The 25,604-nt window shown below is 29.5% G+C and carries 20 protein-coding genes, 3 tRNA genes and 1 other RNA gene; 6 read left to right on the top strand and 18 right to left on the bottom strand.

Annotation, left to right across the window (positions count from 1 at the left end; translation table 11 throughout):
• Window positions 1-53: 53 nt before the first annotated feature.
• On the bottom strand, window positions 54-1,007 hold the full coding sequence (dusB, locus tag ECH_RS03140) for a tRNA dihydrouridine synthase DusB (RefSeq protein ID WP_006010026.1): 954 nt from the start codon (window positions 1,005-1,007) through the stop codon (window positions 54-56).
• Between the two features lie 516 nt (window positions 1,008-1,523).
• Here dusB and ECH_RS03135 point away from each other — a divergent pair.
• Window positions 1,524-2,372, top strand: coding sequence for a 4-(cytidine 5'-diphospho)-2-C-methyl-D-erythritol kinase (locus tag ECH_RS03135; RefSeq protein ID WP_006010025.1), 849 nt, complete (start codon window positions 1,524-1,526; stop codon window positions 2,370-2,372).
• A 277-nt stretch (window positions 2,373-2,649) separates the two neighbouring features.
• Here the strand turns inward: ECH_RS03135 and cutA are convergent, their stop codons facing one another.
• From cutA to ECH_RS03120, 3 genes are all read right to left on the bottom strand, one after another.
• A complete protein-coding gene (gene cutA / locus ECH_RS03130; RefSeq protein ID WP_006010033.1) occupies window positions 2,650-2,970 on the bottom strand; it encodes a divalent-cation tolerance protein CutA in 321 nt (106 codons plus the stop codon).
• 102 nt (window positions 2,971-3,072) lie between these two features.
• Window positions 3,073-5,559 carry a response regulator gene (locus ECH_RS03125; protein ID WP_006010024.1) on the bottom strand — a complete coding sequence of 829 codons (2,487 nt, stop codon included), beginning with the start codon at window positions 5,557-5,559 and terminating at the stop codon, window positions 3,073-3,075.
• Window positions 5,560-5,691: 132 nt separating this feature from the next.
• Window positions 5,692-6,351 (bottom strand): O-methyltransferase, encoded by a 660-nt coding sequence (locus ECH_RS03120; protein ID WP_011452793.1) that lies wholly within the window; start codon window positions 6,349-6,351, stop codon window positions 5,692-5,694.
• 234 nt (window positions 6,352-6,585) lie between these two features.
• On the opposite strand from ECH_RS03120, the gene ECH_RS03115 reads away from it, so the two are divergent.
• The 3 genes from ECH_RS03115 to topA all read left to right on the top strand — a co-directional run bounded on the left by ECH_RS03115 (window position 6,586) and on the right by topA (window position 11,253).
• Window positions 6,586-6,879, top strand: a complete 294-nt coding sequence (locus ECH_RS03115; protein ID WP_006010021.1) for a DUF2671 domain-containing protein — start codon at window positions 6,586-6,588, stop codon at window positions 6,877-6,879.
• A 123-nt stretch (window positions 6,880-7,002) separates the two neighbouring features.
• Window positions 7,003-8,394, top strand: coding sequence for a bifunctional ADP-dependent NAD(P)H-hydrate dehydratase/NAD(P)H-hydrate epimerase (locus ECH_RS03110; RefSeq protein WP_011452791.1), 1,392 nt, complete (start codon window positions 7,003-7,005; stop codon window positions 8,392-8,394).
• 396 nt (window positions 8,395-8,790) lie between these two features.
• Complete coding sequence (topA, locus tag ECH_RS03105; protein WP_011452790.1) at window positions 8,791-11,253, top strand: type I DNA topoisomerase; 2,463 nt, start codon at window positions 8,791-8,793, stop codon at window positions 11,251-11,253.
• Window positions 11,254-11,646: 393 nt separating this feature from the next.
• Here topA and ECH_RS03100 read toward each other — a convergent pair.
• The 10 genes from ECH_RS03100 to ECH_RS03065 all read right to left on the bottom strand — a co-directional run bounded on the left by ECH_RS03100 (window position 11,647) and on the right by ECH_RS03065 (window position 18,083).
• Window positions 11,647-11,718 (bottom strand) — tRNA-Met (locus ECH_RS03100).
• On the bottom strand, window positions 11,709-12,491 hold the full coding sequence (locus ECH_RS04775; RefSeq protein ID WP_006010017.1) for a topoisomerase C-terminal repeat-containing protein: 783 nt from the start codon (window positions 12,489-12,491) through the stop codon (window positions 11,709-11,711). Before ECH_RS04775 ends, ECH_RS03100 begins: the two co-directional genes overlap by 10 nt.
• A 66-nt stretch (window positions 12,492-12,557) precedes the next feature.
• Window positions 12,558-12,914: a DUF2793 domain-containing protein gene (locus tag ECH_RS03095; protein ID WP_006010016.1), complete on the bottom strand. Its 357-nt coding sequence runs from the start codon at window positions 12,912-12,914 to the stop codon at window positions 12,558-12,560.
• 373 nt (window positions 12,915-13,287) lie between these two features.
• Window positions 13,288-13,761 carry a ClpXP protease specificity-enhancing factor SspB gene (locus ECH_RS03090; RefSeq protein ID WP_011452787.1) on the bottom strand — a complete coding sequence of 158 codons (474 nt, stop codon included), beginning with the start codon at window positions 13,759-13,761 and terminating at the stop codon, window positions 13,288-13,290.
• A 22-nt stretch (window positions 13,762-13,783) separates the two neighbouring features.
• Window positions 13,784-14,118: a transfer-messenger RNA gene (ssrA, locus tag ECH_RS04715) on the bottom strand.
• 100 nt (window positions 14,119-14,218) lie between these two features.
• A tRNA-Asn gene (locus ECH_RS03085) sits at window positions 14,219-14,290 on the bottom strand.
• Window positions 14,291-14,696: 406 nt separating this feature from the next.
• Window positions 14,697-15,068 carry a holo-[acyl-carrier-protein] synthase gene (locus tag ECH_RS03080; protein ID WP_011452786.1) on the bottom strand — a complete coding sequence of 124 codons (372 nt, stop codon included), beginning with the start codon at window positions 15,066-15,068 and terminating at the stop codon, window positions 14,697-14,699.
• Window positions 15,065-16,339 (bottom strand): proline--tRNA ligase, encoded by a 1,275-nt coding sequence (proS, locus tag ECH_RS03075; RefSeq protein WP_011452785.1) that lies wholly within the window; start codon window positions 16,337-16,339, stop codon window positions 15,065-15,067. The genes ECH_RS03080 and proS overlap by 4 nt, the downstream gene beginning before the upstream one ends.
• A 609-nt stretch (window positions 16,340-16,948) precedes the next feature.
• The gene (locus tag ECH_RS03070; protein ID WP_006011082.1) at window positions 16,949-17,917 is read right to left on the bottom strand and encodes a gamma-glutamyl-gamma-aminobutyrate hydrolase family protein; all 969 of its coding nucleotides are present in this window, start codon (window positions 17,915-17,917) and stop codon (window positions 16,949-16,951) included.
• A 93-nt stretch (window positions 17,918-18,010) separates the two neighbouring features.
• A tRNA-Phe gene (locus ECH_RS03065) sits at window positions 18,011-18,083 on the bottom strand.
• A 153-nt stretch (window positions 18,084-18,236) separates the two neighbouring features.
• Here ECH_RS03065 and coaD point away from each other — a divergent pair.
• Window positions 18,237-18,734, top strand: a complete 498-nt coding sequence (gene coaD / locus ECH_RS03060) for a pantetheine-phosphate adenylyltransferase (RefSeq protein WP_006011080.1) — start codon at window positions 18,237-18,239, stop codon at window positions 18,732-18,734.
• A 278-nt stretch (window positions 18,735-19,012) separates the two neighbouring features.
• Here coaD and trxB read toward each other — a convergent pair whose 3' ends face one another.
• Window positions 19,013-19,969: a thioredoxin-disulfide reductase gene (trxB, locus tag ECH_RS03055; RefSeq protein WP_006011077.1), complete on the bottom strand. Its 957-nt coding sequence runs from the start codon at window positions 19,967-19,969 to the stop codon at window positions 19,013-19,015.
• Window positions 19,970-20,587 carry a peroxiredoxin gene (locus ECH_RS03050; RefSeq protein WP_006011075.1) on the bottom strand — a complete coding sequence of 206 codons (618 nt, stop codon included), beginning with the start codon at window positions 20,585-20,587 and terminating at the stop codon, window positions 19,970-19,972. It abuts the gene before it with no gap.
• A 383-nt stretch (window positions 20,588-20,970) separates the two neighbouring features.
• On the opposite strand from ECH_RS03050, the gene ECH_RS03045 reads away from it, so the two are divergent.
• Window positions 20,971-22,167 carry a pyridoxal phosphate-dependent aminotransferase gene (locus tag ECH_RS03045; RefSeq protein WP_006011072.1) on the top strand — a complete coding sequence of 399 codons (1,197 nt, stop codon included), beginning with the start codon at window positions 20,971-20,973 and terminating at the stop codon, window positions 22,165-22,167.
• A gap of 526 nt (window positions 22,168-22,693) precedes the next feature.
• On the opposite strand, the gene ECH_RS03040 is transcribed toward ECH_RS03045, so the two are convergent.
• Window positions 22,694-24,586, bottom strand: coding sequence for a peptidylprolyl isomerase (locus ECH_RS03040; protein ID WP_044147787.1), 1,893 nt, complete (start codon window positions 24,584-24,586; stop codon window positions 22,694-22,696).
• Window positions 24,587-24,805: 219 nt separating this feature from the next.
• Window positions 24,806-25,393, bottom strand: coding sequence for a tRNA (adenosine(37)-N6)-threonylcarbamoyltransferase complex dimerization subunit type 1 TsaB (gene tsaB / locus ECH_RS03035; RefSeq protein WP_006010433.1), 588 nt, complete (start codon window positions 25,391-25,393; stop codon window positions 24,806-24,808).
• Window positions 25,394-25,604 lie beyond the last annotated feature (211 nt).

Below are 25,604 nucleotides of genomic sequence, written 5' to 3'. Positions count from 1 at the left end.
TTAAGTGGTAATTATCTACTGTTATTTTGTATACAAGCGTTTTCAGTACAACATTAATTTTGTGAGAAAAAATCTGTTATTTTGTCTTTGATAAAGTTGTAATCATTAGAACAGTTAACTTGAGATCTAAACTCGGATGAATTCTCTAGAGAAGAACTATACCATCCTATGTGTTTTTTTGATATTTTTACTCCAGTATCTTTTCCATAGTATTCTATCATATGATCATAATGATTTGTGATAATTTTTAATTTTTCTGATGGTGAAGGATCAGGTAAAATTGTGCCTGATTTTATGAAGTGTAAAGCTTGATTGATAAACCATGGCTTGCCGTATGCTCCTCTTCCTATCATGATTCCATCTGCTTGTGATTCTTCTAGTGATGTTTTTATATCATTTAAGTTTTTTATATCTCCGTTAACTATGACAGGAATTTTTACACATTTTTTAATATTTCTGATAAATTTCCAATCTGCCTTCCCAGTAAACATTTGTGTTCTTGTTCTGCCATGTATTGTTATCATTTTTATTCCAGTTTCTTCAGCAATCTTAGCTAATTTAGGTGAATTTAAGTTATTGTTGTCCCATCCAGTGCGCATTTTTAGTGTTACTGGAATTTTTACTGCTTTTACTACAGATTCTAGAATTTTTGCAGCTGTAGTTTCATCTTTCATTAATGCTGAACCAGCGTAACTGTTGACTACTTTTTTTACAGGACATCCAAAATTTATATCTATGATTTGTGCTCCCATATCTTCATTGAGTTTAGCAGCGTCTGCCATTATTGTTGGATCACATCCGGCAAGTTGTACTGCAGTGTTAATTTGAATTTGTGATTTTTGTAAACTTTGTTTAGTTTGTATAATCATTGCACGGCTTGCTATCATTTCTGATACTAATAATCCAGCCCCAAGGCTCTTTACAAGGTAACGAAATGGAAAGTCAGTTACACCAGACATTGGTGCTAATATTACTGGATAATCTGATATAAATTGGCTAATGTCCATATGTTTTAATATTTTGAGTTTATTATATTTTGATGTAAGTAAAAAACACTATCAATATAATATATAATTTTATAGAAAGGATCTACTTTTGTTATTGGTTTATCTGTATTTTAAAGTAAATATTAGTAATAAGTAAGTACTTGGTATACTATATATTATAAAATCTTAAAATACCGACCATCCATTATAATCTGGTTTAGTATATATTATAGATAATGCTTAATACTGCTTCCAGGAATAACTCAGAGTCTACGAAGTCCTACATCTTTGTCTAATATAGTTTTTTCTGAAAGAAATAATAAGCTTCACTAATAAAAAAGTAAATTATAATAAAAAGTTTCTAATTTGATGATATAATATTTTATGATGTGTAATATTTATATTATATATTGCAGTGTGTATGTATTTAAAATTTATTAAAAGGATTTTTTATTTAATAATCACTAAAGATATTTTACAAGCTATGTAGTCTTCACTATTAATAGTGTATAGTATATTGTTAATGATAATATAATTATGTTAAAGTTTTTAGTTAAAGCACCAGCAAAAGTTAATTTATTTTTGCATATTACTGGTAAACGGAGTGATCAACATCATTACTTAGAGTCATTGTTTGTCTTTGTTAATGTTTACGATATCTTAGAGGTTGATGTTGGTGGTTCGAAACGGGGAGTATATTTCTCAAATCTGAGGATTAGCAAATATAATAATACTGTATATAAAGCAATAGAGTTGTTATTGAAACACAGTGCTGTATGTCCTAATGTTTCTGTGAGTATTATAAAAAATATTTTAGTATCTGCAGGTTTAGCAGGTGGATCAGCTGATGCTGCTGCTATTATGCGTTTACTAGGTAATATGTGGAACATTGATTACACATTGTTACAGGATTTAGCCTTAAAAATTGGAAGTGATGTTCCAGCATGTTTGGAATCAAAGACCCTTTTTGCTAAAGGGGTAGGGGAAGATATATTGTTATTACCTGATTTGTTATTGCCAAAATATATTATACTTGTTGCTCCAAGGGGAAAGACGTTAAGTACAGCAAAGGTCTTTAATAATTACCAGAGTGCTACTTACTCTCCTTCCATATGTGATAAGCTTCCTGTAAAGCAAGATGATTGGATGGAATTAATTTGTAATGCTAAAAATGATTTATTAGAAGTAGCGTTGAAATTTGTTCCTGAGATAGAAGAAATATTATTTGTATTAAAGCAATTAAAAAATTCTGTAATTGCTCGTATGACTGGTAGTGGAGCAACTTGTTTTGCTTTATTTAATGAATTAAGTCATGCTGAAGATGCAGCTAGAAAATTGCAGATGACACGTCCTGATTGGATAATTTTTAATGCTAAAATACTTTGAATTTTCTTTTGACAATTATTAGTGGATTTATTTCCTGTATAAGCTTATTGTCTGATGAAATTATAATAATGACTATAGTGTATAGGAAAGTGAACTCTTTATTTTCTACAATTCTTGAATTAAATTCTTGTTTTTTCTAGTGTAATAGTAAACTTATAAGTAGATTTCTCTACTATATAGACAGTTGTATGATTGAAATATTATGGTAGCAAGTATATATCTGTTTAGAGCTCTAGTATTTTTATTGTGTGTTGTTCTTTTTTATGTGATAGCAAGCTTATAAAGCAGTACAGTCATTTACCCATTGTATAAATTTGTCATTTGCATTGGTTGGATCTATTGTGATGATTGCAGGAGTATCATATGGGTGGATTGCTTGTATTTTATTTGTAGCATGTTGGACTAAGTCATTTGTCGTTTTTAATATGATAGCACATTCAGTGTTGTTATGTATTTCATCTTCCCAGACATATACTGATGTAATGTTACTAAATATATTAGCACATGCTATTAGCTTGTTTTCTAACAGAATATTGCTTATGCGGTATGCATCTTCGTAAGTAGGAGTAGTAGTATAGAGTAAAGAGATGTTTTTCATATATAATTTTATTGTAGTTTAGATATTATGGTTTTTATTGTAAAAACGAGTTTAGATCAAGTTTTATAGCTAAATATTGCTTGTATGTAATAAAGGTTATATTTAATTCTGCAAGAAAGAATTGTCTGATATTTCTAGTACTTTTTCTGTAAGTTGTTTAAGAGTGAAAGGTTTAGATAGGAAATTGATTTTACTTACATCTATATTGCTGTATTTATTGAATACTTCTTCAGCATATCCAGAAATAAAAATGATTTGAATATTTGGTTTTACTTTTAGTATTTGTTCTACAATTTCTGGACCACTTATTTTTGGCATCACTACATCACTGATAACAATATCTATAGGATATTTATTGATTATGTCTAATGCTTGATCTCCACAATTTATATCTATGACTTTGAATCCTTTTTTAGTCAATGCTTTTGTTGTAAATATTCTAACAGGATCTTCATCTTCAATGAGTAAAATAGTTGTAGAAGTATTGACTTCTGGTACTGTGGTGCTTGTTTCATTTGAATATTTATTATATGGTATTTCAATATCGTTATTATTTGATAAATGTACTGTAGGGATAAGGATAATAAAAGTAGTACCTGAATTTACTATACTTTTAACATATATATATCCATCTGTTTGTTTAACTATTCCATACACTGTAGATAAACCTAACCCTATGCCAGCAGTTGTTTCTTTTGTTGAAAAAAATGGGTCAAAGATTTTTTTCATTATCTTATCTTCCATTCCATGTCCTGTATCTGACACTTCTATTGCAACGTATTCTCCATCTTCTATTTGTTCTTTATCTGGAGAAAACATGTCTTTTAATAGTACCTTTAAAACATCTGTTTTCGTATTGTAGGTTTTTATACTTAGCTGTCCCCCTGTTTCCATTGCAGCTCTTGCATTTACTACAAGGTTGATAATTACTTGTTCTAGTTGACATAAATCTGCTTTTACTAAATTAATATTTTGTTCGTATTGAATTTTTAATTCTATGCTTTCATTGATTAATCTCTTAATCATATGTAGTAAATCTGCAATTATATTGTTTACGTCAAGGATTTTAGGTTGTAAAGTCTGCTTTCTTGAAAAAGCCAGTAATTGCTTTATCAAATTTGTTGCTCTGTTTGCATTCTGTTTTATTTGCATTATGTCTGAAAAAGAAGGATCTGTTGCAGTATGTCTTATCAATAATAAGTCGCAAAAACCTATGATTGCTGTTAAAATATTGTTGAAATCATGAGCTATACCTCCAGCTAATTGTCCAATAGCTTGCATTTTTTGAGATTGCTCTAATTGTATTTCTAGATTTTTACGATCTTCACTATCAGTTATATAACATATAATAAACATGTTATTTTGATGTATGAATTTATTAAAATGAATTTTTACATATGAGTTATTATAGAGTTGTGCTTCCAATGACATATTTTTTACAATGTTATTTTGGAAGTACTTTTTAATTTTTTTATTATAAGAAGGTAGTATATATTCAAAAATATATTCTTTACTGTGTTTAACTAATCTTTTTAGTGTATTATTTGATTTTAAGATCTTACCATCTGTATTACATTGTAAAATAGCTATTGGAGCTTCTGTGAAACATGGGTGTAAATGATAATTAAGAATATCGGAATTTACTGGAGTTAAGAGCCCATAAATATAACTATGATTATTTTTATCATAAAATGCAGCTTGTGATATATGTGCTTTAAATGTGATTCCTGTAGTTGTGGATAGAGTAACAGTATTGTTATCTATTACCTTTTCTTTGTTGTCACTTTTTGTTAAAAAATTAGCAAATGTAGTACCATTTTCGACAGAATTTAATTCAAACATCTTTAGGAAACTGTCGTTTACGGATAATATTACTCCTCTGTGATTAAGTAAATATGCTCCTACACAATGTTTTTGAATTAATCTTTCATATACTTGTTCTTTTGTGATTTTTACAGCTTTAAGTACAAAATATTCTTGTGGTCTTGCAAGAGGAGCAAAAAATAAATTTACAGTTTTTGTATAGTTAATTTCTATTTCTGGGTTCTCCAATACTGGATCTAATATTAGTGTAAAGTTAGAAATTTTATTTTTTGTATTTAAACAAAAATATGTATTGATTGATAGCTTGTTCTTTAATGCATTTTCAAATGCTTCGATTTCTTGTTCACTGATATTACCTAATTTTAATATATCAAATAAGTCTAATTTTCTTTCTTGGTTTTTTATAAATCTTTCATAGAATCTTGCATCAGCATATATTATTTTACCATTATTTTTTATTATTAAACAAAATTCTGTATTATGATTTAAGGAATTAGCAAAAATCATATTTTGATATTCTATAGAAGCAATAGTATACAAGTATTGTCTTAATTGTATTGATATTGCTAATATACTAATGCTGGTAAATATGCAGTTAATAATTATATTTATGTAGCTATCGTATATATTAAAAAGGTATAAGCTGGATATGCATAATAGTGGAGCTATTAAAAAAATGGCTAGCTTGCATACTGACAATCCATGTCTTCTTATTACAAAATCTACTTTATTGTTTTGTGTGTTGTCAGTATGTCTTTTTTTCATTTCAATATGACTTAATACTTACTGATGACATGATAATATAAATGCCTAAGATTGCTATATGAATATTATACTGTTGGGTAGAGGGTGATCACATAATTTAATTTTCTATTAATATTCAAGTTGAGAAAATCCTTAGAACAATTTTAATGCAATTGTCATACCTTCTTCTGTAGGTAATAAAGTTGTAAGATATTTGTTTTTATCAGATAGCCTTTTATTAAAGGAGAGCATTTTGTTAATTGTAGCTTTAGATACTTTTTTATTTACATTATCATTAGAGTATACAGTGCCAAATAATAGTGTATTATCGGCAACTATTAAACCACTTTTTTTTATATTTAATTCTGCCCAATCTAAGTAATCACAATATCCTGATTTATTGGCATCTATAAATATCATGTCAAATGGTGACATGTTAGTTAATTTGTTTAATGCTGATATTCCTGTGTCATTTATTACTGTTATGTTATTAGATAAGTTGTATTTTTTGAAGTTGTCTTCTGCTAATTTAGCATTTGTAGTGTTTTTTTCTATGGTATATATGTGCCCATCTTTTGGTAATGCTTTAACCATACATATAGCAGATGATCCAACAAAGGTTCCAATTTCAATTATAGATTTTATATTGTTCATCTTTATTAATAATTGTAATATCTGGCCTTCCATAAGACTAAGTTGCATTAAGGATATATCATCCTCGATAAGTTGATGTGTTGCTACAACGTCTGTATCTGTAATTGAAAACAAATCATGAATATATTGTGATTTTTTGCTTAATATTTTGTTACGCATGAAACCATTTTATATGATAAGAATTAATAGTATAATCTAGATTGTAATTTAATTTGAGTTTTTATTCAATTATTAATATATTATTACGTGGTAAATTAACAACACTTTTTCTAAAAAACGTGATATATCAATAATTTTTATATCGTTTTATTACAGTTATATGATATAATTAACATCATTAAATAGTTATATAAGAACTAATAATATAGTTAATATGGTGAGGTAGTAATAACAATGAGTTTTTACACACATGATGTAATAAAGAAACAAGTAGTAGATACTTTTAATAAGTCAAATAGTGCTACTTATTCTGTACTGAATGATCCTGCATATCGTGATAGATATAGAGAAAAATTCCTTGAAGCTCAGAAGAAGGGTATGGATATGGTTGTGTACTATGACGGTACTATAGCATTGATAGAAAATAAAATAGCAATGTACCAATATGGTTGGCACAAGAAAAGAAGAGAATTTGAACGTATTAAGTTTGCTGCTGAAACTAAGAAAAAAAAGAATAAATCAAATTAATTATTGCATAATAATTTGGAAGGGTGTGGTAGTACATTACAGGAAGAATTTCACTTAAGATAACTCTTGTATTTTTGTTAGTAAATATTATCCTTTCAGGTGTATTAGTAAAAAATGGCATTTATGGTTATTCTAAATGGTCAACAAGTTGTTTCTTTTGAAAAGAGTTGTGGTGTGGCCATTGATGAGCTTATTTGTAGAGCTGGAAAGGCTATAAGTGATGTTATATTTAAGCTATTCCCAAAACAGCCTGTTGCAATAATTTCTGGACCTGGTAATAATGGTAAAGATGGTATTGTTACTGCAAAAATACTGAAAGCTCATGGCTGGCCAGTAGTCTTGATGTTGTATAATTGTACTACCGATATAGATGAGGATTGGGTTGTTCCACTAACTTATGATAATGTTGTTAATTGTCAGAGTTGTTTAGTTATAGATGCCTTATTCGGAATAGGGTTATCGCGCAATATACCTGAGAATTTATCGTGTATATTTCACTATATTAACGATTCTAATAATAAAGTTGTTGTTGCAGTTGATATTCCTAGTGGTATAAATTGTGATACAGGTCAGGTTATGGGCTGTGCAATACGTGCTGATGTTACTGTAACTTTTTCGGTATTAAAAATAGGGCATGTTTTGTTTCCTGGTTGTGATTATTCTGGAAAAGTACATGTTGTAGATATTGGCATTGATATTGATGATAGTAAAGTTGTAATACGTAAAAATGCTCCTGCTTTGTGGAAACACAAAATGCCTAAGTTGGAGTATACATCAAATAAGTATAATAGGGGATACACATTAGTGTGTTCTGTTGGTAATAAGTCTATAGGTGCTTCAAAACTTGTTGCAATGTCTGCTTTGAGAGTAGGTTCTGGTATAGTAAGTATTGCTTGTGACAGTAATGCTGTTGCATTTTATGCAAGTTGTCTAACGTCGATTATGTACAAGCTTTATGATGATGTAATTAATGATGATAGAATTACATCTATTGTAATAGGACCAGGATGTGGAATAAATGATATTACTAAACAGCGTACTATGGATATCCTAAATAAACAAAATTGTGTTTTAGATGCTGATTCTATCTCAGTATTTTCTGATTCTTATGAAGTTCTTTTTTCCAAAATTCAACATAATGTTGTTATGACACCACATGAAGGAGAGTTTAAGCGTATATTTCCATTTTTAACTGGTGGTAAAATAGAAATGGCAAGGGAAGCAGCAAGTTTATCGAAAGCTGTGATAGTGTTAAAAGGTCCGGATACTGTAATTGCTGATCCTATAGGTAATGTTGTAGTAAATAATGCTCCATTTAGTTTAGCTACAGCAGGTAGTGGTGATGTTTTATCTGGAATTATTGGTGGATTATTATCTTCTGGTATGAGTCCATTTGATGCTGCATGTTGTGGAGTATGGATACATACAGAATGTGCAAGGAAGTATGGTATTGGTTTGATTGCAGATGATATAATACTGGAAATACCTCAAGTATTAAAAAAATTATTTTGTTAAGATTGGTAATCTTTTTTAGTGTATATGAGCAATTATAACGTATGTAGAATATGATGTTTTCAATCATTTTAAGTATTTTTTTATGATATTAGAGGATGTATGTAAAGTGTTGTACGTTTTTTCTATGGATCTTATGTTACTTTATGAAATGAATTAATAGTAATCGTTGTTATTATAACTCTTGTCAAATAGAAAAAAAGTAATAAATATATGTGGTGGAGTATGGTATTGAAGTGTTTTTTAAATATATGTGATGTAGAATACCTTGTTCTTTTTTCTGGTATACCTCTACAATAAATTTAAAATTCTTTTCACAATTATCGTTAGTAATAGTGCTAATCTATTGATAGAGCATAGTAAGAAGGATTTGTTAAATGGTAATCTTAGGGTGTAATAATGAGTTTAATTATAGTAGAATCCCCATCTAAAGCAAAAACTATAAGTAAATATTTAGGTAGCAAGTATAAAGTTGTTGCATCATTTGGGCATATTAGGGATTTTCCAGCAAAAAGTGGTTCTGTTGATCCGGATAAAGATTTCGCTATGACTTATGAAATTATTAGTAAGTCAGAAAAATATGTAAATAAGTTAATTCAGGTAGCTAATAAGGAAACACAAGGAATTTATCTTGCAACTGATCCAGATCGTGAGGGTGAAGCAATAGCATGGCATATTATAGAAGTATTGAAGGAAAATAATGCTATTGATGATAATGTTGTAATTAATAGAATGGTTTTTAATGAGGTAACTAAAAGTGCTATTCTTGAATCTATAAAACGCCCAAGAAGTATCAATATGGATCTTGTGTATGCACAGCAAGCACGTAGAGCATTAGATTATTTAGTTGGTTTTACGTTATCTCCTTTATTATGGAGAAAACTTCCGGGTAGTAAATCTGCTGGTAGAGTTCAATCTGTTGCTTTAAGGTTAATATGTGACAGGGAAAGTGATATTGAAAAGTTCATTACACAAGAATATTGGGATATTGAGGCTAAATGTTGCAATACAGAAGGTAAGCAGTTTTCTGCATTTTTAAGTTGTTATGCTGGTAAAAAATTAGAGAAGTTTGATATTAAGAATGAAGAAGATGCACAAAAGTTGTCAGAAGAAGTAAGATCTCGTAGTTATTCTGTTATAAATGTTGAGAAAAAGCATACAAAGCGTAATCCTTATCCTCCTTTTATTACATCAAGTTTACAGCAAGAAGCATCAACAAAGCTTGGATTTACTGCAAAAAATACTATGCTTATTGCTCAAAAACTGTATGAAGGAATTGATGTTGGAGGGGAAATTGTTGGACTCATTACTTATATGAGGACGGATGGATTTTATATTGCAGATGAAGCATTAGAGCATATTAGGAGTATCATTGTTTCTATGTTTGGTAAAGAATATTTACCGGAATCTGCTCGCAAGTATGTGAAAAAGGTAAAAAATGCTCAAGAAGCACATGAAGCAATTAGACCAACGAATATTACAATTACTCCTGGTAGTTTATCAAATTATCTCACTCCAGAGCAACTCAAGCTTTATGATCTTATATGGAAAAGGACTGTTGCAAGTCAGATGAATTCTGCTGTAATTGATCAGGTTATAGTAGAATTAGGGTCGCTGGATAAAGTAGTAACTTTGCGAGCCACAGGTTCTTCCTTGTTTTTTGATGGATTTTATAAGGTGTATGGTCATGGTGAGGATGATGATAGTAAAAATAATATGCTACCGTTACTTCAAAAAAATGATAAATGCCCTTTAGATGAAGTGGTACCTCATCAACATTTTACTAATCCTCCTGCTAGATATAATGAAGCAAGTTTAGTGAAGAAAATGGAGGAAATAGGGATAGGAAGGCCTTCTACTTATGCTTCTATTATTTCTGTATTGCAAGATAGACAGTATGTTATACTAAATCAAAAAAGATTTTTTCCAACAGAGAGAGGTAGAATAGTAAATGTTTTTCTTGTTAACTTTTTTAGTCGCTATGTAGAATATGATTTTACTGCTGACCTTGAAGAAAAGTTGGATTTAATCTCTAATGGGAAGATTAATTGGAAGGAAGTACTACATCAATTCTGGTTTCTGTTTATTGATAATGTTAATTCAGTAAAAAAACTAGAATTTACTGAAGTATTAAAAGTTATTAGTTGTGAGATGGAAAATTATATTTTTTCTTCTGATAAATCTGAATCTAGTAGAGTATGTCCTGTATGTAATGATGGAACATTAGAGCTTAATATTAGTAAGAATGGTATTTTTTTAGGATGTTCTAAATATCCAGAGTGTAAGTATACAAAAAATGTTGGAAGTGGTATTGTTGATGATACAGACAATACACAATATCCTAAAATATTAGGTATTGATGCTGCAACAGGACAAGAAATATATCTTAAAAAAGGTCCGTATGGTCTCTATTTACAGATTGGTAATGATAAAAGTGGTAAACGTGCAGCTATTCCAAAAAATATAGATGCTAATTTATTAGATTTGCAAATGGCAGAAAAAATATTAAGTTTACCTATAAGCTTAGGTACTCATCCGGATACTGGTCAAGAAATTAAGTTAGGACTTGGTAAGTTTGGTGCATACATATTGTATGGTGGTAAGTATTTTTCAGTAAAAAATGAGCATAATTTTTTAGATATTAGCATTGAAAACGCTATTAATATTATTGCGAATAATTCTACAAGTGGGGTTATAAAGTCTCTGGGTATCACTGAAGATAATAAAGAAGTATTCTTATGTAAAGGAAGATATGGATTCTATTTAAAATATGATAAGTTGAATGTTGCTTTGAAGAAAGATACAGATATTGAACAAATATCTTTATCGGATGCTATTAAGCTCATATCAGAAAAATTATAACTAGAAATATAAAGTTATGTATAAATAGTAATATAGTACTGCTAAGTGATAATTTAATCTTTTAGTTCTTGACATTATATATAAATACAATAATGACAAAAAAATGAAGGTTAGTATATCAAATGTAGAGCAATGATAAACCTACTGACTTTCCTCTGGCCCAATAATTAGAATATCATGTATTGTAGCTAGCATAATAATATTGGCAGACTCAGTATATAATCATCCATTAACTCTAAAATGTCAGATACCATAATAGGATACCAAAATAACATGTATTGTGCTAGCATAAATCATGTTGACAGTGATACTCAGTGTATAATCATCCATTAACTCTAAAATGTTAGGTACCACAATAGAATACCAAGGACTCTCTAATGCTAATGAATTAAGTGGCTAAGGAGGGATTTGAACCCGCGACTGAGAAATTATGATTCTCCTACTATGCCACTGAACTACTTAGCCCCTAAGTAATCATATAACGCATGATCTATTTTTTGTAATATCATTATTAGTGTTAAGAATACTTCTTTATTATCTTCAGTGATACCCAGAGACTTTATAACCCCACTTGTAGAATTATTCGCAATAATATTAATAGCGTTTTCAATGCTAATATCTAAAAAATTATGCTCATTTTTTACTGAAAAATACTTACCACCATACAATATGTATGCACCAAACTTACCAAGTCCTAACTTAATTTCTTGACCAGTATCCGGATGAGTACCTAAGCTTATAGGTAAACTTAATATTTTTTCTGCCATTTGCAAATCTAATAAATTAGCATCTATATTTTTTGGAATAGCTGCACGTTTACCACTTTTATCATTACCAATCTGTAAATAGAGACCATACGGACCTTTTTTAAGATATATTTCTTGTCCTGTTGCAGCATCAATACCTAATATTTTAGGATATTGTGTATTGTCTGTATCATCAACAATACCACTTCCAACATTTTTTGTATACTTACACTCTGGATATTTAGAACATCCTAAAAAAATACCATTCTTACTAATATTAAGCTCTAATGTTCCATCATTACATACAGGACATACTCTACTAGATTCAGATTTATCAGAAGAAAAAATATAATTTTCCATCTCACAACTAATAACTTTTAATACTTCAGTAAATTCTAGTTTTTTTACTGAATTAACATTATCAATAAACAGAAACCAGAATTGATGTAGTACTTCCTTCCAATTAATCTTCCCATTAGAGATTAAATCCAACTTTTCTTCAAGGTCAGCAGTAAAATCATATTCTACATAGCGACTAAAAAAATTAATGAAGTATTTTTATTTGTAGTTGTTATAACTAGGTACCCATTGTGTATTATTATATGTATAAAGCTGATTTTTACTTTTTACCCATAAAGTTAAGCCTGTATTTGGTTGTATAAAGTACCATTGGTTAATGTAATAATATGTTACATTATTTTGCTTGTTTTGCCATTCTTGAATTGCTGGAGTAGGTCCAATAATATACATATCTCCCGAAGATATTTCTTTTATTGGGGTGTTGCATTGTAGTTCTAAAATACAGTTATTCATGAGCATATCTATTTTTATTAATGCTTCATTTACAGTAATTTCTTTATGTGCTTGGTTATGCATTACTAAATCAAACTTAAGATTGATAGATTGTGTCATCATATATTTGTCTCCTTAAAATAGGTGGATTGAGAATTTGCTAGATGGAGTAGAGATAAAATTTGTGTGGAAAAATCTATATAAAGTTTAGGAGTACATGTATTAACGTAACTAAATCCTAGTAAGGGTTCCTTATTGTGTTGCATATTTTTGAAATTTAGAATATAGAGTTGTATTGTATATTTGTATTCTTAAAACTGGATTGATGATTAATTGATTATGTACAATAGATTAAATAGAATTTTTGTAGTATTAGATATACATGTGGGTAACCTTTGAAAATACAAAAAACTACATAATGAATAAACACTAGGTGAAGATTTATACTATACCAAGAATTACATTAATGAATTTGTTGTAATAAAGCGTAAAAATTTTATTTTTTCAGGAATGTATCAATAAATATGATATTATCTTGGTTACCTTTCTGACTTTTATCTTCATTACTATCATCAATATCATGGTCGCAATCGTCAAATTCTTCTATATCACTGTTTGTATATTGCTCAAAATCTAGTACGAAGCCTTGATAAACATCTATATATTTGATAATAGACTGGTATGGAATAACAACTGTTTCTTCTTTTCCTCTAAAACTTAATACTACACTAGCACTGTTATCAAATACTTGTAAGCTTCTAAATTGATGTTGTAATATTACAGTAATTTCTTGTGGATAGTTGTTTTTTACATGCTCAGGTAGTGTTACTCCTTTATAATGTGTTAAAAAGGATATAGCAATATGTACATTGTAAAAATGTTCTGATTGTGCCACAACAGTTAAAGCGTTTTTGACTACACTACACATAGCAGCATGCATAAGCTTTTGATAATCTATTACGTTACTCATAAACAAGTTTCTGATCATATAAAAAAGGGTTTTTCTGTTGCCCGGAAAACCCTTAAAAAAACCGCGCTAATAATAAAACTAAGCAGCTACTAAGTTAGCACTGCTATTATTATCATTAGCAAAAACGAAATTATCGTTTGCACTTATAAATTTTGAGCATTTAAACGGCTGTTTTCTCACCGAGCAAAAACTATCCCCTTTACTATGCATGTCGATCCTGTTTCATCCCCATGACCTGAAGTGGAGATGCCGAGCACTGCCCTCGGGTCCAATACATCTATTTTAAGATGCCTTTATTGCCATAGTGCTAAAAGCACAACTGTTATTATAATACTATATTTTATATAAGTCAATATATTTATACGTGAATAAGTGCCTTTTTAAAGTATAGACATAATAAGCACTGAAATGCGTTAAGAATTCTAGAAAGGTTTACAAAGAACTTTGAATTAAAGCGCTCCCCGGGCCGGATTCGAACCAGCGACCAATTGGTTAACAGCCAAGTGCTCTACCACTGAGCTACCGAGGAAAAGACATATACAATATACATATTGTATTCCTTACGTGCAACAAAAATTTAATAATAATTGTAATTTGAAAAATGGAATTATACTAAATAATAAGTTTTGGATATATATTATGCCATGAAATAATAGATCATTCTGATTAAATTGTAAAAATTTTTGTTTATCGACTTTTCATATTATATACTATTAATAAATATAGATTTGAATGTAAATAATATGATATTTTCAAAGTTTATGTACACTTTAGTTTTTTGTTATGTTTAAATTACCTTATGCTTTACAGTACTTGACTCTTTAATATCGCTATAAAACAATAGCGTACTTATCATGTTGATTTGTCTTGTATCTGCTGATTGTTTATAATTTTTCCATATGTTATTTGTGTTGTATTATGTTCTATATCAAGTGTTATAACTCTGTATATAGAACCACAAAAGCAATAGCGTAGTCTTTTTCATCACTGATTGATAATTCAATTTTATATTTTATATTACTATTATTTATGGTAATTTGTGGTTTGCCGTGTAGGTTGTTAGATACTATAATATCTGGCATTTTTATGGATTTTCCAAAACCTGTTCCTACAGCTTTCACATAAGCTTCCTTTGCTGCGAAACGTTTTGCAAAGTGTCTTACTTGTGCATCAAAATTTGTATATTTCTTACTATCTTCTATTTCTTTTTCACTAAATACCCGTTTAAGAAATTTAGTACCAAATTTTTTCCATAAATTTGATATACGAGGAACATAAACAATGTCTGTACCAATCCCTAGTATCATTTTTTTAATTTATTTAAGAATTGTTCTGTGGAAATTAAAACTTTATCTTTTGTTAATCTATTCCTTACTTCAATAAGGTCTTGTTCTACTGTTGATTTACCAATTATAACTTGCCATGGCATACCTAGCAGATCTGTTCTTGCTAACTTAATACCAGGACTATCATCTGTGTCATCATATAGAACGTCATCATATAACTGCATGTGTAGATTTTCTGCAACTTTCTTACATTTATCATTTGATGTATATAAGTTTACTAAGGAAAATTTAAATGGGGCTACTGTTTCTGGCCAAATAATGCCTTTATTATCATGAAATACTTCAATTATTGCTGCTACTAGCCTTGATACTCCTATGCCATAACATCCCATTTGTAGGAGCTTATTATTATTGCTATCGCAAAAATTAGCATTCATAGGTTTTGAATATTTATCTCCTAGATGAAAGATATGACCTATCTCTATTCCTTTACTTATTTTTACTTTATCTGATGAAATAGGGCAAGCCTGAGGATCATGCATGTCATCTGCTGCAGTGTAAGTATTTTTTATTTTTTCAACATCAATACTCTCACTATTCATTAATTCAATAATGTCTTGGTCATAGTATAAGGTGCTTTCTCCAGAATTTGCTAATACATGAAATTCATGACTTAAATTTCCTCCTATGGGTCCTGAATCTGCTTTAACTGCTATTGGAGTTAAGCCTAACTTTTGAAAAATTTTGATGTAAGTTTTGAACATTAAGTTATAAGATGAAATAGCACCACTGAAATCTTTATCAAAACTATATGCATCTTTCATTAAGAATTCTCTACATCTCATTATACCATATCTTGGCCGTAATTCATCGCGAAATTTCCATTGTATTTGGTATAGAATTAGTGGTAGATCTTTATGACTTACTGGTGTTGTCCTTAGAATATCAGTGATTACTTCTTCATGGGTTGGACCAAAAAGCATTTCTCGTTGATTTCTATCTGTAATGCGTAACATTTCAGATCCATAGTCATCGTATCTTCCTGATTCTTTCCATAAGCTTGCTGGTTGTATCAGTGGCATCAATATTTCTAAAGACCCTGATTTATTCATTTCTTCTCTGACTATGTTTTCAATATTTTTTAGTACCTTTAACCCTAAGGGAAGCCAAGTGTATATGCCGGAGGCAATTTGCTTGATAAGACCAGCACGTATAGAATATTTATGTGATATTACTGATATATCAGCAGATGTTTCTTTTAATGTAGGTACATAGTAATCTGATAAACGCATTAAAAATATTAATTAATACAAGTTGCAGCACAGATATCATATATATATTCAATAGTCAATTGTGATAAACGATTATTACGTAAATAATATTGTTTTGTAAGGTAGTAACTTACTATATGGATAGTGCAAACTAGAAATTAGTATAAGAAAAGAGATGTTTTCGTTAGCATTGGTTAGTGCAATGTAGTTATATCCTGGTGGTAGGAGGGATACTTGTTTAATGTACTGTTAGGCGTAGTTGAATAATAATCAAATCTATATGTTAAGAAAATAATGTTATAGGGTTTGACTAAGTTATTTATAAATGATTCCTAGAAGTGATTATCATATAAGTATTGTTCGAGAATTCTGTGCCTAGAAAAATACTTGTTTATTAACATATCATGGGTGTGTATGGTGAGCGAATAATAGCAAAACCATAATGTAATATGAAATTTATTAAATATTGTGGAGGCCATGTGTCTTGATTTTAGTATGAGTTTACTGTAAGAAGACCTATGATTTTGCTGAAGGAAATACTTATTGTACAGGAGATAACATTTGGAATCTATGTTTTATATAACCTGACAAAATGTTTAAACCTGTATAAGCAAAATTTAATAATCTAATTTAATTCCTATAAAGAAAATCATTGATAATAGCAATTGCTGACAAAGTTGCTTGACGTCTTCTTATATCATTGTCATTATCATTATCATCTTGATCAGATCCCTTTATTGCGTTAATTGCTAAAGCTTCTGGATGATCTTGAAATAAGATGTTGCCATTTTTATCTTCAATTGCTTCGATAATACCATCGTCAGAAAATCCTACTATTCTATATCCAAGGGATTCTATTTTTTTTATATTTTCTTGACTGTTATTTACTACTCCTCCATGTGCGTCTGGGAAATATATTGCAATCCATCCGTTGTCATCTGGTTTAGTATATTTAGAAATAATGCTTGATAATCTGCTTCCAGGTACAACTCGGAGTCTATGAAGTCCTACATCTTTTCTATGTGGGTCTGGCATTGAAATAGAATGTGCTGCTACAGCTTCTTGAGATGCAATTATCTTTTTTACTCTAATGACTTCTATTCCAACTGCATGCATTATACCTTGTAGTCCACCACACACGCCTATTAAGTGAATTTTTGGATTGTCTTCTATGATTTTTACTATTGCATTGGTAACAAGTTGCCTGTTTGGAGTTGGTGTATAAGGTTCAGTGTCTACGTTGTAATAATTTCCAGGAATAAATATTCTGTTAATTTTGTGTTCCTTGATAAAATTATGAACAGCATGCTGAATTTTGTCAGCTTCTATTTTCTCTAATAATGAAATATCATCTTTAGCCTCTTCTAAAGATTCATTTTTTATTTTTTTGAAATCTACTATTACATTGTAATCAAGTAATACGACTTCTGCTCCTAATTTTTCTAACATTTCAGCAATGTTGTTTGAAAATGTCCATTCTTCAGGGTAAGTTTCTTCTGCAGTACGTACAAATCCCACAACCATTTTATTTGGTGCTGTTTCTATTGCAATTGTTGATGTAGAAAATAAAAAAAATAATATTAGTATGAAATAACGCATTTAGTCTCCGTAAAACTATTGACTTGTAGGCTATATGAACAAACATGCCACAAAGGCTTTACTAAACTCTGAACATAAGGAATATGCCGAAAGTGGCTTGAGTTGGAATTGAACCAACGACACAAGGATTTTCAGTCCTTTGCTCTACCAACTGAGCTATCAAGCCAAAACTATAATTTTTATAATGCTAATACAAGCCTGTAAATTAATTAAGTTCAGAAATTATATATTGTAAATATTATCTGTTCAAGTAAAAATATAAGCTTAAAATAATTAAGATGTTGTGATATAATAAATTTTTATTCATTGATAATTTTCTGTGAAAATAGGCATATATCCTGGTACTTTTGATCCTATTACTTTTGGCCATATTGATATTATAAAGCGAGCTTATAATTTGGTTGATAAGTTAGTAATAGGTGTTGCTAGAAGTTGTACAAAAAAAACTATTTTTTCTGCTGAAGTTCGTGCGGAACTTATACAGCATGAGATAAAATTGCTAGGTATGGCAGTAAATACTGTAATTTTTGATGGATTATTGGTATATTTTGCTAAAGAAAATAATGCATCTGTTATAATTAGGGGATTAAGAGCTGTATCTGATTTTGATTATGAATTTCAAATGAGTTGGGTAAATTATAAACTTACTTCTCAGATTGAAACTATCTTTTTACCAGCTTCAGAAGATACTCAATTTATTTCTTCAAGTTTTGTCAAAGAAATAGCACGATTAAATGGAGATGTAAGTGTTTTTGTGCCTGTGAATGTACAAGAATGTTTGAAAAATTTCTATCAAAAGTCTAATGTTAATGGTTAATAATTTTTAACATGATTTTTACTTTTTAGCTACTGTATTATGTTAGAAAGTGAAACATTTAATTATCCTTTTCTATGAAAGAGTAGCAACAAATTTCTATTTCTTGTATATTACAATGGGCATTTTCAAACAACATTGCTGAAGTGTTAAAAAAATTAGGAGCAGAAATCGTATTACTTGATTACAATGCTAGTGGATTTCAAGAAATAAAAAATGAATCTTTAGAAGAGGCTAAACTAAGTAATTAATTCTTAATATTGTATCGGTAGATTATGGGTTTATTGCTCTGATAAAAATTTGGCAGCTTCCAATGCAGCCATACACCCAGATCCTGCTGCAACAACAGCTTGTCTATATATTTTATCTTGTACATCACCTGCAGCAAAGATTCCAGGGTGACTAGTTACTGTACTACCAGGTTTAGTAATGATATATCCTTCGTTATCTAAATCTACTATATTCCCATTATCTTTGGTTGTTAGTATTTGTGTGTTTGGAGTATGTCCTATAGCAATAAATACTCCTTTTACGGAAATAGTAGTGATGTCTCCAGTTTTTACAGACTTTAATGCTATAGCTTCTACATTCCCACTTTCCTTATTTCCTAGTATTTCTTCTACAACGCTGTTCCATATAACTTGTATTTTATCATTACTGAATAATCGTTCTTGCATTATAGGTTCAGCACGTAGAGTATCTCTTCTATGAATTAAAAATACTTTTGTTGCATATCTTGTTAGATATAATGCTTCTTCTACAGCTGTATTACCTCCTCCTATTACGGCAATATCACTACCAGCGAAAAACGTTCCATCACATGTAGCACATGCAGATACACCTCTACCTTTAAAGGTTTCTTCGCTTTTTATGTTGAGCCATTTTGCTTGAGCTCCTGTTGCAATTATAATACTATCTGCAATGTACTGATCACCAAATATTCCTATACATTTAAAAGGGTATACATCTGAATGTATTTCTTTTATTTCGTCAGATATAATCTGAGCTCCGGAGTTATGAGCTTGTTGTTTCATTTGTTCCATTAAATCTGGACCTTGTACTGCATGTGCAAATCCTGGAAAATTTTCAACATCTGTAGTAATTGTAAGCTGTCCCCCGGGGCACATTCCAGTTATTAATATAGGTTTTAAGTTTGCACGAGCAGCATATATAGCAGCAGTACAACCTGCTGCTCCAGATCCTATAATTAAAACTTTTGTATTATATGTTTGTGTCATTTATTCATCCATAATACTTTTTTCAAGGTGATCTATGTGTGATTTTAAGTAATCTTCAATACCATGTTGTGATGCTTCCATTGCTGGATCTCCTTTCATCCATCCAGCTGGGCATACTTCTCCATGAACCTGATGATGTTTTATTGCATCTATTATTCTTAAAAGCTCATCTACGTTTCTACCTATAGGAAGGTCATTTATCGATTGATGGCGTACTATGAAATTATCATCGATGACAAAGGTTGCCCTTAATGCAATACTATTGTTATGCAATACCCCATAGCTATTAGAGATAAAATGTGAGTCATCTGCGATTAGTGGGAAACTAATTTTATCAATTCCACCTTTGTTTATGCTAATGTTACGCCAATGGCTATGACAAAACTCTGAGTCTGTACTAATACCAATAATTTCAGTGTTTTTTTCTATAAATTGAGGTATTCTATTGTGTAGAGATATAATTTCTGTAGGGCATACGAACGTAAAATCTCTAGGGTAGAAGATCAAAATAGCATATTTGCCACTGACATATTCTTTCAAATTAAATTCACATATTTTGTCATCTGGCATAACGGCTTTTGCTGTAAAGTCAATAGCTTGTTTTGTTATGAGATTCATAAAATTACCTAGTTAATTATATAGCAACAATCGTTATAGTACTTAATACTACAATTTAATAGTTTTGTAATTATAATTTATGATATAAATTGTCATATAATATGAAATTTATATTTAATTTTTTATTTACAATCTAAATTATAGGACTCTTGTGTTGTTTTATCACGTGATCTTTATTTATAAGGGATGTGTGATGCAAAAGTTTTGTATACTGGGTTGTTAGGTTATTTTTTAAGTTTATTTCATATTGAGAATACTGAAGTAATATCTGCTATTCGATATTATTAATACATTATATAATTATGATGTGGATAACAATAATATTGAATATTAGTTGAAGTGTACTAGAATACATTTGTTTATATAAAAATGTTAGGGTAATTATGTCACTTATAGCTGAAAGAATGGGGTGTATCAAACCTTCACCTACACTTGAAATTGCAAATCAAGCTCAAAAATTAAAAATGTCAGGAGTAGATGTAATTTCTTTGAGTGCTGGTGAACCTGATTTTGATACACCACAGCATATTAAGCAAGCAGCTATTGATGCAATTAATTCTGGTAAAACTAAATATACAGCAGTTAATGGTATTATTGAATTGAAAAAAGTGATTATTGATCGTTTCAAACAGGATCATGATTTAATTTATAATGTCAATCAGATTTCTGTTGGAAATGGTGCAAAACAATGTATTTATAATTTATTTATGGCTACTATAAATAGTGGTGATGAGGTAATAATACCATCCCCATATTGGGTGTCTTATCCAGATGTGGTAAAAATATCTGGAGGAAATCCTGTTATTGTTGATTGTGGTGAAACATTTAAATTAACTCCTGATATATTAGAATCTGTAATTACTGAGAAAACTAAGTGGTTAATTATGAATTCTCCGAATAATCCTACAGGGTTAGTATATACATATGAAGAATTAAAAAGTATTGCTGAAGTTTTATTGAAATACCCAAATATTTATGTAATGACTGATGATATATATTCAAAGATAATATATGATGATCTTGAATTTTTCACTATTGCCCAAGTTGAGCCACGCTTATATGATAGAGTCTTTACAATTAATGGTGTCTCAAAAGCGTATGCCATGACTGGATGGAGAATAGGGTATATAGCTGGTGATTCGAGAGTTATTAGTGCGATTTCTGTTATACAATCGCAAAGTACAACAAATCCTAATAGTATTGCACAGTTTGCATCAATACAGGCTTTAGCTGGTGATCAAGAATTTTTAAAAGAACGAAATAAAATATTTGCGGCACGTCGTGATATGATGGTAGATATGGTAAATAATACCTCATTGTTATCTGTTAAAAAGCCTCAAGGTGCGTTTTATGTATTTATTTCTTGTAAAAAGTTGATAGGTAAAAGTACAAGGAATGGTTTGGTTATAAATAGTGCTATGGATTTTACTAAGTACTTATTAGAAGATTACAATGTTGCTGTAGTGCCAGGTGAAGCGTTTGGAGCACAAGGATTTTTTAGAATATCTTATGCTACTTCTACTGAACATTTATCTAAAGCTTGTGATCGTATTTTAGATGCGTGTGGTAAATTATCATAGAGTGCTAAACAATAGTATTACATTTTTAAATTATGTTAGATACGTAAGCATGTGTTTTACGCGAAACAAGGTTGTAAATAAAAATATTACCATGAATAGTCATGTGATTCTTGGTAAATTACAACTAAGCTAAAGTAATTGTTATTAGTATTAGTAAGTTTAACATTACGCAGGTATGGTATTTAATGTTCAGGGTTATTTTTTATAAATGTTTTGTCTATAGTTTATTAATAATCTTATTTAAGAGTTTGTTTTATATGATAGCTTTTGTAAGGGATGCATTTATTAAATTAGTAAAAATGAAACATTATTTATGTTTTTACAAATACTCTGCGATCAACGTTATATAGTTTATGTTATTTTTTATAATCTAATGAAATTGATAATACGTTGTATGTACAACTCAACGTAAGAGTTATATTTTGATATATGTATAGGTAATGGTTCCTTTTAATTGACTGTAATTGCTTATTATTCTAAATTAATTTATGCAAACTTAAGCTGCATTTTATTGTGAGAGATCAGACTACCGCACATTATCAATTAAATTTTGGTTAATTTTAACGGAATATTTTTTTATTAGATGTGCTATTAGTTGATTTTTTAGCGATTCTAAGTTATCATTTGCAATTTTTTCCTGAATGTTTTTGAAATCTACGTTGCTTACTTGATCAGCATTTTTTATATCTTTCAATATTGCTATTAGCATTTTTTGTTCTGAAGAACTGATATCATGTTGATAATTTTTACTGATTTCTCCTTTTTTAAGATGAAAAATTTCATTTATAAGATCACTAGGATAATTTTGGCCAGGATTATCTACTGCAGCAACGCTGTTCCTATAAACTACTTGGTTCGGCTTTAGTAATACACCATCAATATTATTTATGTCTATACCTGATTTAAGTTTTATGACAACCTCTTGTGTTAGCTTAGATAATTTTTGAGCTTTTAAATCATGCTGCCATTCGTATACTAATTGTTCCTTACTTTCATCAAAAGTTTTTTCTCTTGATGGTTCTATCTTAGTAACATTGACACTAAAAAAATAACCGTCATTGTCTGTGAAGTTGGAAGGTTTGTTTAATTGAGCTGAAAATGCAGCTAAAACGATTGCATCATAATTTGTTTCTAACATTTTAATTTTGTTATCAGATGGATCTTTGCCTGAGATATCAACATTTGCTGTTTTTATAGATAAGTTATATGATTCTGCTATTTCTTGAATAGATGTACCGTTATTAATCTTATCATTTATAGCCTGGATTTCTGTGTATAAAAGGTCAGTAGCTTTTTTCTTTTTAATATTTTGGGCAATTTTTTCACTTAATTCTGCTAGATCTTTAGTGGAGATTTTGTGAATATTTTTTATTTTTATTATATGCCATCCAAACATGCTGTGTAATATAGGACTTATTTCTCCTTCTTTTAGGGAAAATACTTGATTTCTTATATCATTAGGAAGTGTATTCTTTACAATGTTGAACAATGTTATATTATCTAGAGTGGTGTGAGCAATATTTGTAACTATACTGTCAAAGTCTGTACCTTCATTTAATGCTTTTAAAGCAGTTTCAGCTTCATTTTTAGTACTAAATACTAAATTAAATATATCTCTTTGTTCATCTAATTCGTCAGCTTTTATTTTATTATCTATTTCTTCTTGTGTTACATTTGTTTGGTTAATAAAGTTTTCATGGTCAATTGTTACATATTCTATAACTCTACTTTCTGGAAATGTTAGATTTCCACTTTTGCGTTTTTCTTCATACAATTTTTTTAGCTCATCAATATTTGGGACAGAAATGTCATTGGTTGTAGGGGATATTTCTATAACATCTATAGTACGTGCTTGATGCAGATTTTGTAAAATTTGCTTTATTAACTCTGGATGATATTGAGTGTAAGTGTTTTGTGTTCCGCTGAATAAACAACTCATGAGCATGGTTATAGGAAATGCTTTTTCTAATTTGTTTATGTATAACCTTTCTGTAAGCCCTGCATTTGACAATCCAATGTTAAATTTTGTTTTATCAAAGTTTCCATTTTCGTCTTGAAAGAACTTTATGCTTTTTATGTGATTTAATATGCTGTTTTCTCCTACTTTGAGATTTAGTGAATCAGCAAATTTTGTTAAGACTTTGTTTTCAATCAGCTTGTTTAATGTAGAAAGTTTAATATTAAATTGCGCAATTTGCTCCTCTGTTAATGGACGATTGAGCACATGTTGTATATACCTTAATTCATCATGATATGCACTTGTATAATCTTGTAATGATAATTTTTCGTGTCCGATTTTTGCAATATATTTTTCGTTGTTAAAGCTACCAGGGAAAAAAGATGCTCCAAATGCTATAAAGACTAAAGAACATACTAAAATTATAAGCAGCGGTTTTACGAAAAAAGCTTTAGATTTCATGTGTATACGCATATAAGTATTAAACGTGTTTAATATATCAGACAAAAAATCTCATGCAAATATTTTCATTGGAAATCATAAAGGCACTTTTTATAAAAAAATTTACAGATATCAGTAATTTTTAGATTTTTATTTAATAGTAAATGGTAGTTGTAGTAGTTATATTGATATAATTATATAAAGGCTTCATTATTTAATTAGCATGTAGTCTAGGTAACATTAGTTTATTGTATTAAAGTATATAGGCGTGGAATTTAGTGTAGGTAAGTTATTTTGTAATTTATAAGCCAATATCAAAGCAGCAACTCTTGCGTTAAAATTTTTTGACGTTATGGATTGGATGTGGTGTGTAAAATCATGATAGTTAAAGTTTTTGTCTAGTAGTTTTATTTTATTTGTTGCAATAAGTTGATTATTAAAAGTTTGAGAATAGAATTTATTGTTAGACATTTCAATTATGGATAGTATTTCTCCGTCATTAATTTTTGTTGAATTGTATATCAGGTATGCTTGCATTTCTAGAGTGCTGATACCATGTAGAGTGATTTTTGATGCAAGGTGTATTCCTTGAGCTGCAGCTATTCCAACTCTAATGCCAGTAAAACTTCCTGGGCCTACTACTACTCCAAGGTTTGTTATAGTGTTATATGAATTGTTAGATTTATCAAATAGTGTATGAATCAATTGAAATAGAGATTCTGAGTGTTGGTTGTCAGATGTACTTTCTTCATAGTACATAGTTTGATTTTCACTAATTATAGCAACAGAACATATAGGACCTGATGTATTAATTGTCATGATAGCCATAGTTTTTTTATTTTGTGAATTGGTTAATCATAGCATATCGTAGAAATGAAAAATAGTGTGAGTTTAGAAATTTTATAAGTGAGTTATTAATTGATAAAAAAATTATAACAATGAAGATGTGATAAAAGGATGTACCAATAAATGTCTTAACTATAGGGTTTAATAGAGTTGCTCTTAGGTGATTTGTGGTAAAATGATAAGTGTAATCTCT

Source organism: Ehrlichia chaffeensis str. Arkansas, from assembly GCF_000013145.1.
In the GTDB taxonomy this organism is placed as follows: domain Bacteria; phylum Pseudomonadota; class Alphaproteobacteria; order Rickettsiales; family Anaplasmataceae; genus Ehrlichia; species Ehrlichia chaffeensis.
The sequence above is the reverse complement of the archived record's forward strand: the minus strand, read 5'-3'. Positions and strand labels throughout refer to the sequence as shown.